The organism is Massilia sp. W12 (genome assembly GCF_037300705.1).
Taxonomy (GTDB): domain Bacteria; phylum Pseudomonadota; class Gammaproteobacteria; order Burkholderiales; family Burkholderiaceae_D; genus JACPVY01.
Genome location: NZ_CP147776.1, coordinates 1,508,886 through 1,522,088 on the forward strand (window position 1 = coordinate 1,508,886; position 13,203 = coordinate 1,522,088).

Below are 13,203 nucleotides of genomic sequence, written 5' to 3' on the forward strand. Positions count from 1 at the left end.
CAGGCAAGGTGACAGATCAGCAGTGATAGCGCCAAGGCCATGCGTCCCGCATGGCGCAGCCAGCCTTGTGGGATGGTGCGCGATGTTGCGCAACGGCGATGTGCGCCGCACAACGTATCCGGCCAACTCAGCGCGTGGCCTGCCACATGGCGTTATCTGTCCCAATGATGGGGATGGACACGCGCGCTGTGGCTGCGCTGGTATGGTCGTCGGATGGAAAAAGTATAGTTATAAAAAAATTCATGCTGGAAATAAGAAATCAGGATGGCCCCATCATGAATGCTTATGGCCTGCCTGAAAACTTGCCGCCGGGGAAATTGTTTTTGAATCCTGTGCAGAAATGCGCGCAAGCGCTGCATATTTTCGTTGCAATATATGGGCTGTCGCCGATGAGTATTCAGGCGCAATATTTTGCATACAACGTGGCAAACCTGCCGCACCGGCGCGCATGATGCAGGCAGCAGTACAAAGTGGTATGCAAGCCCGCAGGCAAGTGGCATGCAGGCTTGCGGCGGCATCGGGGCCGCGCAGCGCACATGCTAAGATGGCAGTCGCGATATTAATTCAGGAGTGCAAGATGAGTATGGTGATTTGGGCGGAATTGGAAACCGAACACAGGCGTGCGCTGGCGCGTGGCGAAGAAGAGCTTGACATTGATTCCCTGCCGGATGATTTGCCGCAACTGCATGAAGCGCTGGAAACATTGAATGCGCGCAGTCTGCAGCTGGGGCAAACGGCGCTGATGGAAATGGTCGATTTTTCCGACCTGGAATACAACCATTCCGAAGAAGAGTTGCCGGACGACTGGCTCGACCAGCATGCCAAGTGGCTGGAGCCGCAAGCGCTGCGCCAAGTCATCACCGCCCTGGCCAATGATGTGGCGGCACAGGGCGGCCAAACAGACTTGCTGCAGGAGCTGCACCATGTGCTGGCGCGCTGCGGCCAGGCGCAAGCGGAAGAAAGCAGAATCCGCCTGGTGGTGGTGATGTAAGGCCGGTAAGTTTTGTGGCATTAAGTGCAAGGCTGTCAGAGGCTGATTTCTCACCATTGATCAACCTCACACCCCTCATGGCCATATTTGACAAGCCGTTGCGACCACCTTCCGCTGCAGTCAACAGCACGGGATCGACGCGTGTTGAAGCGCCTGTTGAAGTGCTAATGACGAACCGAAACTGCAGACAGGCCGGTTTCCTTCACGGCTGGAGGATTAAACTCCAGCCGTTGCGCGGAAGTTAAGCCGATTGAAGTCCGGGGTACGGTAAATCCGGCGTTTCCCGATTGAACATAAGGCGGGGGCTTTTGCTGAATTGTTGCAGCCGCTGCATTGAATGCGCCAATCGTTGTGCCCAGGCGTGTTTTGCACATGCTTTGGACGAACGGCGGGCGAAAACTGATCCGTCATTATGTCTAACAGCAAGCGAGTGCAAGCGCGCATAGTCATGCAGCGCCTCGCAGTATGCGGCAGCCGGGCTGTTTATTGAGCGCAGATCAGCTGCGCCTTTTCCCTGGCTCTTTGCGCACGCTTTTGTGCTTGCGTCTGTTGGCGCGGGTTGGCGCTTTGCGCATCCTGCTCTGACCAGCGCTGGCGCTGTTGCGCCAGTTTGCAGCGATCTTCTTTGGCCTTGGCGCGTTTTTGTTCCAGCGCAGCTTGTTTGGCGGCGCGCGCCTGGGCTTGTTCTTCCTTGGCTTTTTGTTTTTCGATTTGCGCTAATTGACGCTTGTCTTGTTTGGCGCGCGCCTCGGCGCTTTTGCGCTCGGACTCAGGGACAGAGGCCGGCGCGCTGATGGTGCTGTTTTTGCCTTGCGCGCAGGGGTTTTCACTGTAGATGGTCTTGCCGTCGATTTCGCATTTATTGATGGCCTGCGCAACATCCATGACGCTGAATGATCCGGCCAAGGCTGTGAGCAATAGCAGGCGGCGCGGCCAGGTGGACTGTGGCTTGGCGCGCGCGCATGCAGATGGAGTCGGCGGGACGGCTATAGCCGGTGCGGCGGCAGTGCGGAACAGCAGATGGGCGCAAGGCATGGCAAGCTCCAGGCAGTCAGGTATGCTGCATGATAAACCGGGGGCGCTGGTTTAGCGCTGCTCACGCGGAGTAATTGCGGGATGCCGGCCAGTCCTGTGGGGCCGGCGCCACACTCAATTGCAGTAATAATTGAATTCTTTCAGACGCATTTCGTAGTCTTTCTTTTGCTCTTCGCCGTAGCTGTTGCGCTTATCGTTCATGTCTTTTTGATTGGCGGCCATTTCCTGGCGCACGATGGCACATTTTTGTGCATTTAATGCATTCCGGCTGCGCCGCGCCTGCTCTTCGGCGGATTGTTGCGCTTGCTGGCTGCGGCGCTCAGCCTCTTCCTTGCGCTTTTTCTCGTCTTCCAGCGTTTCCAGTTTGCGCTTGAGCGCATCCAGCTTGGAAGGACCGGCGCTGCCCGCTTCATCTGAGGGATAGCGCTCGTTTCTTGCAAAGTGCGATGCCTGGACGTGGTTTGCCTGACTGGCGCCGTTTGCGCGCAATGGTCTGGCTTGACGTTCTGGCCTGGGTTCTTTCAACAACTCCAGCGTTGTCGTTTTGCCATTCGGGCAGGGCGCATCTGTATAGCTTACCTTGCCATTGATTTCACATTTATTGACGGCCATGGCGGGCAGCGCCGTGAGCAGCATGAAAGCGAAGCCGGTGAAAAGCAATTTCATAGTATTCCTGTAGCAAAATGCAGCACGGTGAGCGCATGCATGCCATCAATGCAAACTGGCAGCGAAGTGGGTAATGGCTGAGTGTTTGAGTGGCCCGAGCAGCGCGCTTGAGGCTGGCGCTGGAAGTGCGGTGGCGTCAAGTGCAGCCGAAAAATTTCTCAATTGCAATATTGTATGAAATTTTTATGGGATTTGATATAGATGACGTGTACTGACTGGGAAAAATTTACAGTGCTTTTACGCTGCTCAGGACAGTTCATCGCTGCGTGCAAACGTTGTCTCACGCGCTTTGCCGGGACTGGGCTTGCTTGCCTGCAGTCGGCGTTTTTTGCACAGCAACGCCGCGCGCCTGTGTATCCGACTCCTGCAGGGTTTTACTGGTTCAGAGTAATTTGCCGGGGTTCATGATGTGCAAAGGGTCGAGCGCTTGTTTAATGCTGCGCATCATCTGCAGTGCGGTCTCGGACTTATAACGCTGCAATTCTTCCCGCTTCAATTCGCCGATGCCATGTTCGGCTGAAATGGAGCCATCATGCGCCGCCACCGCATCGTGCACGATGCGATTAATCGATGTTTGTTGCAAGAGAAAATCCTCAGCCGCAATTCCGGCAGGGGGCGCGACATTGAAGTGCAAATTGCCATCGCCCATATGCCCGAAGCACACCAGCCGGCAACCCGGAAACGCTGCCTGCAGCGCGCTGTCAGTGCTGGCGATAAACTGCGGGATGGCCGAGATCGGCAGCGCGATATCGTGTTTGATATTTTTGCCGGCGCGCGCCTGCGCGCCTGAAATCGCTTCGCGCCAATGCCACAGCTGTTGCGCCTGACGCTGGTTTTGCGCTAACACCGCTTGCTGCAAATCGGCGGCTTGATACAGCGCTTGCAACAAATCCAGGGCGTGTCCCTCATCCTGATGGCTGGAGATTTCCATTAAAACATAGTATGCCGCCTCAAAAGAGGGCAGCGGCGCGGGCAATTCCGGCATGTATTGCGCCACCAGACGCATGCAATAGCCAGAAATCAATTCAAAGCCGCTCAAATGCGGCCCGCACAAAGCTTGCGCCTGTTGCAACAGATCCAGCGCCGCTTGCGCTGAGGGCAGGGCGGCGAGGCAGCATAATTCAGCCTTGGGCCGTGGAAACAGTTTCAAGACGGCGGCAGTGATGATGCCCAGTGTGCCTTCCGAGCCTATCATCAAATTGCGCAAATCGTAGCCGGTATTGTCTTTGCGCAAGCCGTGCAAACCATGCCAGATCTGGCCATCGGCCAAGACCACTTCCAGCCCCAGACACAGCTCACGCGCATTGCCATAGCGCAGCACGGCAGTGCCGCCGGCATTGGTGGCCAGATTGCCGCCTATGCTGCAACTGCCTTCAGACGCCAGTGAGAGCGGAAATAAGCGCCCGGCTTGCTGCGCGGCTTGCTGCACGGCTTGCAACGTCATGCCGGCTTCGACGCAGATCGTATTATTTTGCGCATCCAGCGCGCGCAGGGCTTGCATGCGTTTGGTGGAAATCACAATCGCGCTTGCGCTGGCGTCAGGAATGCCGCCAAACACCAGGCCGGTATTGCCGCCTTGCGGCACGATGGGGATGCGGTATTGCGCGCACAGGCGCACCAGGGCGGCGCATTGCGCGCTGTCCGCCGGCAGGCAGACCGCCAGCGCGCGTCCCTGGCGGCGCTGGCGCCACTCTTGCAAATAGGGTGCCTGGGCCGCGCTGTCGGTGAGGCAATATGGGCCAAGCAAGGCTTGCGCCTGGCGTAAAAACGCCGCACTCACGGCGCGGCTTCCTGTGACGATTCACGGGCTTGGGCGCGGGCGCGCGCCAGCGCCTCTTTGGCGGCGCGTTTGGCGGCTTGTTTATAGGGGCGCAAATACAGCAAACAAGCCAGGAAATACAATAAAACCAGGGCGATTTCAGCTTGCGCCAGATGCACCGAGAGGCGGTTGAGATCGCTGTAGCCGCGCACCACACCTTCGGTGAAATACAGCAAAATGAACATTGAACTCCATTGCATGGTGTAGATATTGCGCTTATATACCCCGCGCAGCGGAATGAAGAGCGGCAGAACTTTCAGGGCCGGCCACCACTGACCGGGGAAGGCCGGAGCCAGCCAGAGTTCCCAGGCCAGACACAGTGCGATCAGGGCGATCAGTGAATACAGGGCGCAGGCATGCCAGCGGTTGGCGCGTTTTTCGGCGGCGGCGTCAAGCATGGCGGCTCCGCAAGGCCTGCGCAGTGCGCGCTAAACGTGCGCCTTGCAAGATGCACAGGCTTTTTTCTTCGGCGGAAATGGTTTTTTCCTGATTTGCACCGGCCCAGTGGCTGACGCCGTAAGGGGTGCCGCCGCTGCTGGTTTGCATCAAACCGCTGTCGCGATACGGCAAGCCCATGATCAGCATGCCATGGTGCAGCAGTGGCAGCATCATGGACAGCAGGGTGCTTTCCTGTCCGCCATGCAAGCTGCCGGTGGAGGTGAATACGCTGGCCGGTTTGCCGCAGAGACTGCCGGCATGCCATTCGGCGCCTGTGCCATCAAGAAAATATTTCATCGCCGCCGCCATATTCCCGAAACGGGTGGGCGAGCCCAGCGCCAAGCCATGGCACTCGCGCAAATCTTCCATCTCGCAATACGGCGGGCCATCGGCGGGAATATCCGGGCTGCTGGCTTCGCAATCGGCGGAGACGCCGGGCACGGTGCGCAGGCGCGCACTGCAGCCGGGCACGCTTTCCACGCCTTGCGCAATGAGTTGCGCCATACGCGCCGTGGCGCCCTGGCGGGAATAATACAAAATCAAAATCAGAGTGTCAGAGTTCATACGCGTTATTATAGTCGTCCCTGTTGCAACATCGCGAATCATGGCTTTAAGCAATCACCCTGAGTTTGAAAACCGCCGCTTTTCCTGGCAGGAAGTGCGCAATCTGCTGGCTTTTGCGCGCAAGCGCCTGCGCGAAGAGCGTTTGGATGAGGTCGCCGGCAGCCTGACCTTTACCAGTGTGCTGGCCTTGGTGCCGATGCTGACGATTGCCTTTGCCTTATTTACCTCTTTCCCGCTGTTTAATCAGATGCGGGCTTCGCTGGAGACGTATTTTATTCAAAGCCTGATTCCAAAAGGCATCGCGAATACGATTTTGGGCTATCTGACCCAGTTTGCGAACAAGGCCAGCGGCCTGTCTTCGGTGGGCGCGGTGGCTTTGTTGGTGACGGCAGTGGCGATGATGAGCATGATTGAGCGCGTGTTCAATCAAATCTGGCGCGTCAAGACCGAGCGCCCGCTGCTGCAACGCTTTTTGCTGTACTGGGCGATTTTAAGCGTCGGCCCGATTTTGATCGGCGTCTCGTTTTCCGCTTCCACCAATCTGTTTACCGCCACCAGCCATGCGGTCGGGGCCTCGCGCGCGGTGAGCAATTTTTTACTCGGCGTTTTATCGCTCGGTCTGACCGGCGCCACCTTCGCCTTTTTATATCTGGCGGTGCCCAACCGCCCGGTGGATTGGCGCGACGCCGCCTGGGGCGGGTTTGTCGCCGCGCTGGCGTTTGAAATCGCCAAGCGCCTGTTTGCCGAATTCATCTCGCGGTTTCCCTCGTATGCCATGATTTATGGCGCGCTGGCGGCGATTCCGATCTTTTTGATCTGGCTGTATCTGTCCTGGATGATCACTTTGGCCGGCGCGGTGCTGACATCCAGCCTGGCGGTCTTGAAACATGAGCGCTGGTGGCGCGAACGTGTCACCGGCAGCGAGTTTGTGGACGCCATGGCCTTGCTGTTGCCGCTCACGCGCGCGCGCATGCTGGCTAGCGGCGCCGGCGTCAGCCTGCAGGATTTGCGCAGCCAGACCGGATTGGGTTTGCAGGAAATCGATGATTTATTGTCGCGCATGCAAAGTGTTGGCTGGGTCGGCAAAATCAGGAGCGAAGGCCAGCGCGGTTCCTGGCGCAGCAAGCGCAGTCATTTGCAACAGCAATGGGTTTTGCTGGCGCATCCTGAGCAATTGCGCTTATCCGATATCTGCCGTTATTTCATTTTGGATGGCAAGGAATTGCCGACATCCGTCAGCGGCAGCCTGGCGCTGCAGAGCGCGCAGCAATTGGCTGTGCAGGTGCAGGCTGCGATTGGCGATGGTTTGCCGCTCAGTCTGGGACAGTGGGCGCTGGCGCAGCCGCAGCCGCCTGCGCCAGCGGCCCCTGTTTTACAGTAAAAACATGATGGCCGCCATCACAGTCGGCAAGCTGGCGCCGAGCAAGAGCCAGAGCGCATTAATACTGTGGTTGGGAAAGCCGGTTTTCAGCAAGGCCGCGCCAGCCGGGTTGGGCGCATTCGCAATCACGGTCAAGCCGCCGCCGCCAATCGCGCCGGCCACCAGCATATATTTCGCTTCATCGCTCATGCCGGTGATCAGGGAACCCAGATAGGTCAGGGCGGCGTTATCGGTAATCGCGGTCAAGCCTAATGCGCCGAAAAACAGGGCCAGCGGCGGCAGGGTCGAGATAATCGGTTGCAACCACCATTGCTGCATGCCGCCCAACACCACCAAACCGGCCAAAAAGAAGCCGACCAATAAACTCTCTTTTAAGATCAAGGGGCTTTGGTGACGGTAATAAGCTTGGGTGTAGCCCAGGAAAAATAAAAACAGGCCGATGAACAGCACCGGATGATGCGCAAATAACACCACCATCGCCAAAAACAGCAGATGAATCGCGCTCACCAGCAAGGGGACGGGTTGATCGTCAGACTCAATGCTGACTTTGCGCAAATGCGGCGCCAGCAGCATGGTCAGCACGCTGGCGTTGATCATTACGGCAATGATGACGCGCCAGCCGAATGTCTGGAACATAAACAGACTGTCCCATTGCCAGGTTTTGGCCACCATCAAGACCGGCGGCGCGGCATACGAAGTCAAGGCGCCGCCGATGGAGATATTCACAAACAAGACGCCCAGGGCGGCGTATTTGAGTTTCGCCGGAATCGGGGTGTGAAACACCAGGGGGGCCAAGGTCAGCGCAGCCAGAGTCATGGCCGCAGGTTCGGTGATGAGGGAGCCGAGCAGCGGCAAGATGGCCAGCCCCAGCCAGCACAACACCACCGCATCATTCATCGGCAGCAAGCGCGCGGTCGCCACTAACAGACCGCGCACCAGGGACAGCACAGGGCGGGACGCAGCGATCACCATCACCACAAACACAAACAAGGGTTCGACGAACTGGCGCGATTCGGCATACGCCACCGCCTTTGCGCCGCCTTCGCTGATGGCCATGAAAACGATTAAGACAAAGGCCCAAAAGCCGAACACCACCTCCACTTCGCCCAGTAAGTGAAAGAGGCCGGCATGACGCGGTATTTTCTTCGACAGTTTTTCAAACAGGGTGGCGGAAAATGTGTGCAGCAAAGCGATGCCGAAAATCACGGCGCCAATAATTTGAATGGTGCTGGCTTGCATGGCAGGCAGTCCTTGAAAGAAAACATCATGATAATGCATTACAGCGTGCGCTAAATTAAGCTGCCGCAATACAGCGCAAATACGCTTCTTCCAGATTCGCGGCTTGTTGCTGCTGTATGCACTCAGCCGGGGCGCCGACAAAGCATAGTTTCCCGCCATGCAAGATGGCCATGCGATCACACAGCTGTTCAACATCAGATAAGGCGTGCGAGCTGAAAAACAGGGTGGCTTTGCGCTGGCGCAAGTCTTGCAAACGGGTTTTGAGGGCGGCGCGCGCGCGCGGGTCCAGCCCGCTCATCGGTTCATCCAGCACATACAAATCACGCTTGGCCAGCAGAGCGGCGGCCAGTCCCAGCTTTTGCGTCATGCCCTTGGAATAGGCGCGCACCGGTTTTTCCAGCGCATCCACGGCCAAATCCAGCGCATGCAGCATCTCTGCGGCGGCCTGGGCGTCCCAGGGCAAGTCCTGTAACTGCAGCATATATTGTAAAAAATCGCGTCCGCGCAGGTAGTAGGGCGGATTGAAGCGCTCCGGCAGATAGGCCAGCGGCGCGCGCGCCTGCGGGGCGCGATGATCATGGCCGAAAATCGCAATTTTGCCGCTGTCCGGCAGACAAAAATCGAGCAGACATTTGAGCAGCGTGCTCTTGCCCGCGCCATTCACCCCGACCAGGCCGAAAAATTCGCCGCGCGCCACCGTCAAATCAATGCCGCGCAACACCTCGCGCCCGTCAAACCGCTTGCAGACGGCGGAAAATTGCAAGGCAGGGGCGTCAGACATGGCAGGCTCCAGGATGGGGAAAATGGCAGCAATGTAACATTGCAGGAGCCGATTTGTCCTGGATTTTGCCCGCGCGCCGGGCTGGTTTGCCATGATTGTGGGCATTCCCCCGGGAAATTTCTTGTATTGTCAGGAATAAACTGCAGAACAGCCACGCGCCTGGTCTAAGATAGCGGAGTTGGCGAAACTAAGGGGGCAGCAGCATGGCAAGACCGGAAAAAATCCGCTTGGGGGAAATCCTGGTCCAGCAGAAACTCTTGACGGAAGAGCAATTGATTGCCGCGCTGGGCGAACAAAAGCGCAGCGGGCGCAAGCTGGGGCGGGTGGTGGTCGAATTGGGCCATGTCACTGAGGAACAGATTTCCGGCGCGCTGGCCAAGCAATTGGCGATTCCCTACATCAATCTCAAATTCTTCAATCTGCAGGCCGATGTGGTGCGCCAGATGCCGGAAACCCAGGCCCGGCGTTTTCGCGCCATTGTGCTGGAAGAGCGGCGCGGCGGGCTGTTGATCGGCATGGCCGACCCCACCGATTTATTCGCTTACGATGAAATTTCGCGCCAGGTCAAGAAAAATATCGATCTGGCGGTGGTCAATGAAAGCGAATTGCTGCAAACGATTGACCGCTTTTACCGCCGCACCGATGACATCACCGATTTTGCCCGCGAATTGGAGCTGGATCTGGGGGATACGCTGGTCGATTTCGGCGCGCTTGCCGTCACCCCGGGACTCGAAGAAGCGCCGGTGGTCAAACTGTTGCAATCTGTGTTTGACGACGCGGTGCAGGTGCGCGCTTCGGATATTCACATCGAACCGCAAGAAGGGCGCTTGCATATCCGCTTCCGCATCGATGGCGTGTTGCATTTGCAAACCGAGGCCGATATCAAGATTGCGCCAGCGTTGGCCTTGCGTCTGAAATTGATGTCTGACCTGGATATTTCTGAAAAACGCCTGCCGCAAGATGGCCGCTTTGCCGTCAAAGTGCGGCAGCAGCGGGTGGACGTGCGGATTTCCACCATGCCGACCCAGCATGGCGAATCGGTGGTGATGCGTTTGTTGAATCAGGGCGGGGTGAATCTGCGGCTGGATGCGCTGGGCATGCCGCTGGCCATGTTGAAACGCTTCCGCAGCATCATCCAGCGCCCGAATGGCCTGGTGTTAGTCACAGGCCCTACCGGCAGCGGCAAAACCACCACCCTGTATTCCGCGCTGTCTGAACTCAACTCCCTGGAAAAGAAACTGATCACGGTGGAAGATCCGGTGGAATACCGCATCGCCGGCATTAATCAGGTGCAGGTGAATGAAAAAATCGAACTCAATTTCGCCCGCGTGCTGCGCTCAGCGCTGCGGCAAGACCCGGATATTCTGCTGGTGGGCGAAATGCGCGATCAGGAAACCGCGCAAATCGGTTTGCGCGCCGCCATGACCGGCCACCTGGTGCTGTCCACCCTGCACACCAATGACGCCGCCAGCACGCCGCTGCGCTTAACCGATATGGGGGTGCCGCGCTATATGGTCAGCTCGTCTTTGCAGGTGGTGCTGGCGCAGCGCCTGGTGCGCCTGATTTGCGAGAGTTGCACCGAGCCGCACAGCTTAAGCACGGCGGAATATGAATGGCTGCAGGCGGTGCAGGGCGAACAGGCCAATGCGCAAGGGTATTTTCATGGGCGCGGTTGCGCGCATTGCAATGGCATGGGCTATCGGGGCCGGATTGGCGTCTATGAAATGCTGGAAGTCACGCCGGCGGTGGCGCATGCCGCCAGCCATCACGACCCGAATCATTTTCTCAAAGCCGCGCATGAGCAGATGCAGGGCCAGACCTTGCGCAGCCATGCGCTGGAGCTGGCGGCGGCTGGCCGCACCACCATCGCCGAGGCGATGCGCATTTCCAATCAGCAGGATGACTGAGGCCGCGCATGCCGTACTACGCATATAAGGCGCGCGATGCGCGCGGGCAATTGGTGGCGGGGGTGCTGGAATCGACCGACAGCAACAGCGCCGCCGAACAATTATTCGGCAGCGGCATGACGCCGGTGGATATTCATTCCACCAGCGGGCCGGAGGAAGAAAACTGGTTTGGCCGCCTGTTTGAAAAAAAAGTGCGCTCAATTGATGTGCAATTATTCAGCCGCCAAATGCATACCCTCTTGCGCGCCGGGGTGCCGATTATGCGCGGGCTGGCCGGTTTGCAGGAATCGGCCACCAATCCGGCGTTCGCCAAGGTGATCGCGGATTTGCGCGCCGCGCTCGATTCCGGGCGCGAACTCTCCTACGCCATGCGGCAGCATCGCGAAGTGTTTTCCGCCTTTTATCTGTCCATGGTGCGGGTGGGGGAGATGACCGGGCGTCTGGATGAAGTGTTTATGATTTTGTACGACCATCTGGAATTTGAGCGCGATATGCGCAACCGCGTCAAAACCGCTTTGCGTTATCCCATGTTTGTGGTGATTGCGATGTTGGCGGCGATCACCATCATCAATCTGCTGGTGGTGCCGTCTTTCGTCAAAGTCTTTAACAGTTTCAATGCGCCGCTGCCATTGATGACGCAAATTCTGATCGGCAGCTCGAATTTCATGGTCAAGTACTGGTGGCTGCTGCTGCTGGGGCTGGTGGCGGGCGTGTTTGGCTGGTTCCGTCTGCTCGGCACGCAGCAGGGGCGGATGAGTTGGGATCGCTTCAAACTGCGCATCCCGATTGCCGGCAAAATCATGACCAAGGCCACGCTGGCGCGTTTTGCGCGCAGCTTCGCCCTCGCTTCCAAGAGCGGGGTGCCGATTGTGCAAGGCTTGAATGTGGTGGCGCAAACCGTGGATAACGCCTGGCTCTCAGCCAAGGTGGAAGGAATGCGCGACGGGGTTGAGCGCGGCGAAAGCATTTTGCGCACCGCCACCGCTTCCGGCGTATTTACCCCGGTGGTTTTGCAAATGGTGGCGGTGGGCGAGGAAACCGGCGAACTCGATGATTTGATGGAAGAAATTGCCGATATGTATGGGCGTGAAGTCGATTACGAGCTGAAAACCCTGTCGGCCCAGCTTGAACCGATTTTAATTACCGGCTTGGGCATCATGGTCTTGATTTTGGCGCTGGGTATCTTCCTGCCGATCTGGGACTTGGGGCGCGCCGCCTTGCATAAATAAGGAGATAAGCTTGTTGCGCCGCCGATCTGCCGGATTCACGCTGTACGAATTGGTGCTGGTGGTAGCGCTGGTGGCGATTTTCATCGGCGTGTTGTTTGATCGCATGTTGTTTTATCGCGACCAGGCCGAACGTACTGCAATGCAGCAAGTGATTGGCAACTTAAACAGCGCGCTGCATTTGCAGCTCGGTTTGATGATAGTGCGCAACCGTGAAATGGAGCTGCCCTTGCTGCTGCAACAGAACCCGATGAACTGGTTGGCTGAGAAACCGCGCAATTATCTGGGCGAAGTCGGCCCGGATGATAAAGTGACACTGAGTCCGGGGCATTGGTACTATGACAAAAGCAGCGCGCGACTGGTGTATCTGATTGCCGGATCAACTGGAAAAAACGAAAGCAATCGGGTATATTTGAAGCTGAAATTGCTGCAGGCCAACACTTCAAGACAAGCGCCGCGCGGCGGTGGAGTGGAAGGTGTGGTGCTGGAACAAACCGGGCCAACATCCCTGCAGATTGATTAATGTGCCAGACAGGCTTTTCAGGCCGCAATGCACACTTTTTGGAGAAAGCGATGAACATGCAGAAAATGAGTTCCACCGGCGGCAGCGCACAAGCCGGTTTCACCCTGATTGAATTGATCGTGGTCATCGTCATCCTCGGCATTCTGGCCGCGACCGCTCTGCCCAAATTCGCCAATCTGGCCGGCGATGCGCGTATCGCCAGCCTGAACGCCGCACGCGGCTCCCTCTCCGCCACCGCCGCCATGGCGCATGGCAAATACCTGGTGGCCACCACGCCGCCGACTTCCATCACCGTTGAAGGCGCCACCATCACCTTCGCCACCGTGGCCAAATCCGGTTATCCGAAAGCCGATTCCGGCCTGGCTGCCGCCGCCGGCCTGAGCAGCACGGATTATGTGATTGTGCCGGCAGGCTCAGCCGCCACCGCCAACACCCCGGCCACCAGCGCCACCGAAATCGCCTTCATCCCGAAGAGCCTGGAAAACTCCCCGGGCGGTTTGAACTGCTATGTCAAGTATGTTGAACCGGTCACTGCGACCGATGCGCCGTCCGCGCCGGCTCCGGTGACCTCCTCCTGCGGTTAAAGCTGAATCTGTTTTTGCTTTGCACCACAGCCCGACCGCGTTTGGTTGG

At 57.8% G+C, this 13,203-nt stretch carries 14 protein-coding genes; 7 read left to right on the forward strand and 7 right to left on the reverse strand.

The window, feature by feature from the left end:
• Window positions 1-50 precede the first annotated feature (50 nt).
• Together V8J88_RS06120 and V8J88_RS06125 are read left to right on the forward strand one after the other, a co-directional pair.
• Window positions 51-452, forward strand: a complete 402-nt coding sequence (locus V8J88_RS06120) for a hypothetical protein (protein ID WP_338848444.1) — start codon at window positions 51-53, stop codon at window positions 450-452.
• A 125-nt stretch (window positions 453-577) separates the two neighbouring features.
• Window positions 578-991: a hypothetical protein gene (locus tag V8J88_RS06125; RefSeq protein WP_338848445.1), complete on the forward strand. Its 414-nt coding sequence runs from the start codon at window positions 578-580 to the stop codon at window positions 989-991.
• Window positions 992-1,474: 483 nt separating this feature from the next.
• Here the strand turns inward: V8J88_RS06125 and V8J88_RS06130 are convergent, their stop codons facing one another.
• From V8J88_RS06130 to wrbA, 5 genes are all read right to left on the reverse strand, one after another.
• Window positions 1,475-2,026, reverse strand: a complete 552-nt coding sequence (locus V8J88_RS06130) for a hypothetical protein (RefSeq protein ID WP_338848446.1) — start codon at window positions 2,024-2,026, stop codon at window positions 1,475-1,477.
• A gap of 114 nt (window positions 2,027-2,140) precedes the next feature.
• Window positions 2,141-2,692: a DUF4124 domain-containing protein gene (locus V8J88_RS06135; RefSeq protein ID WP_338848447.1), complete on the reverse strand. Its 552-nt coding sequence runs from the start codon at window positions 2,690-2,692 to the stop codon at window positions 2,141-2,143.
• A 382-nt stretch (window positions 2,693-3,074) separates the two neighbouring features.
• A complete protein-coding gene (locus V8J88_RS06140; RefSeq protein WP_338848449.1) occupies window positions 3,075-4,472 on the reverse strand; it encodes an FAD-binding oxidoreductase in 1,398 nt (465 codons plus the stop codon).
• Window positions 4,469-4,909, reverse strand: coding sequence for a DUF2069 domain-containing protein (locus V8J88_RS06145; protein ID WP_338848450.1), 441 nt, complete (start codon window positions 4,907-4,909; stop codon window positions 4,469-4,471). The genes V8J88_RS06140 and V8J88_RS06145 overlap by 4 nt, the downstream gene beginning before the upstream one ends.
• A complete protein-coding gene (gene wrbA / locus V8J88_RS06150) occupies window positions 4,902-5,513 on the reverse strand; it encodes an NAD(P)H:quinone oxidoreductase (protein ID WP_338848451.1) in 612 nt (203 codons plus the stop codon). The genes V8J88_RS06145 and wrbA overlap by 8 nt, the downstream gene beginning before the upstream one ends.
• 40 nt (window positions 5,514-5,553) lie before the next feature.
• Here wrbA and V8J88_RS06155 point away from each other — a divergent pair, with 40 nt between their 5' ends.
• The gene (locus tag V8J88_RS06155) at window positions 5,554-6,894 is read left to right on the forward strand and encodes a YihY family inner membrane protein (RefSeq protein ID WP_338848452.1); all 1,341 of its coding nucleotides are present in this window, start codon (window positions 5,554-5,556) and stop codon (window positions 6,892-6,894) included.
• Here the strand turns inward: V8J88_RS06155 and V8J88_RS06160 are convergent.
• Together V8J88_RS06160 and V8J88_RS06165 are read right to left on the reverse strand one after the other, a co-directional pair.
• Window positions 6,886-8,133 (reverse strand): putative Na+/H+ antiporter, encoded by a 1,248-nt coding sequence (locus V8J88_RS06160; protein WP_338848453.1) that lies wholly within the window; start codon window positions 8,131-8,133, stop codon window positions 6,886-6,888. The genes V8J88_RS06155 and V8J88_RS06160 overlap by 9 nt on opposite strands.
• A gap of 55 nt (window positions 8,134-8,188) precedes the next feature.
• Window positions 8,189-8,914, reverse strand: a complete 726-nt coding sequence (locus V8J88_RS06165) for an ABC transporter ATP-binding protein (protein ID WP_338848454.1) — start codon at window positions 8,912-8,914, stop codon at window positions 8,189-8,191.
• Window positions 8,915-9,117: 203 nt separating this feature from the next.
• Between V8J88_RS06165 and V8J88_RS06170 the strand changes: the two genes are divergently transcribed.
• From V8J88_RS06170 to V8J88_RS06185, 4 genes are read left to right on the forward strand one after another with little or no spacing between them, the layout of a single operon-like run.
• Window positions 9,118-10,821, forward strand: a complete 1,704-nt coding sequence (locus tag V8J88_RS06170; protein WP_338848456.1) for a GspE/PulE family protein — start codon at window positions 9,118-9,120, stop codon at window positions 10,819-10,821.
• Between the two features lie 8 nt (window positions 10,822-10,829).
• Window positions 10,830-12,050: a type II secretion system F family protein gene (locus tag V8J88_RS06175; protein WP_338848458.1), complete on the forward strand. Its 1,221-nt coding sequence runs from the start codon at window positions 10,830-10,832 to the stop codon at window positions 12,048-12,050.
• A gap of 10 nt (window positions 12,051-12,060) precedes the next feature.
• Complete coding sequence (locus V8J88_RS06180; RefSeq protein WP_338848460.1) at window positions 12,061-12,570, forward strand: type II secretion system protein; 510 nt, start codon at window positions 12,061-12,063, stop codon at window positions 12,568-12,570.
• Window positions 12,571-12,620: 50 nt separating this feature from the next.
• Window positions 12,621-13,154, forward strand: coding sequence for a type II secretion system protein (locus V8J88_RS06185; RefSeq protein ID WP_338848461.1), 534 nt, complete (start codon window positions 12,621-12,623; stop codon window positions 13,152-13,154).
• Window positions 13,155-13,203: the final 49 nt, after the last annotated feature.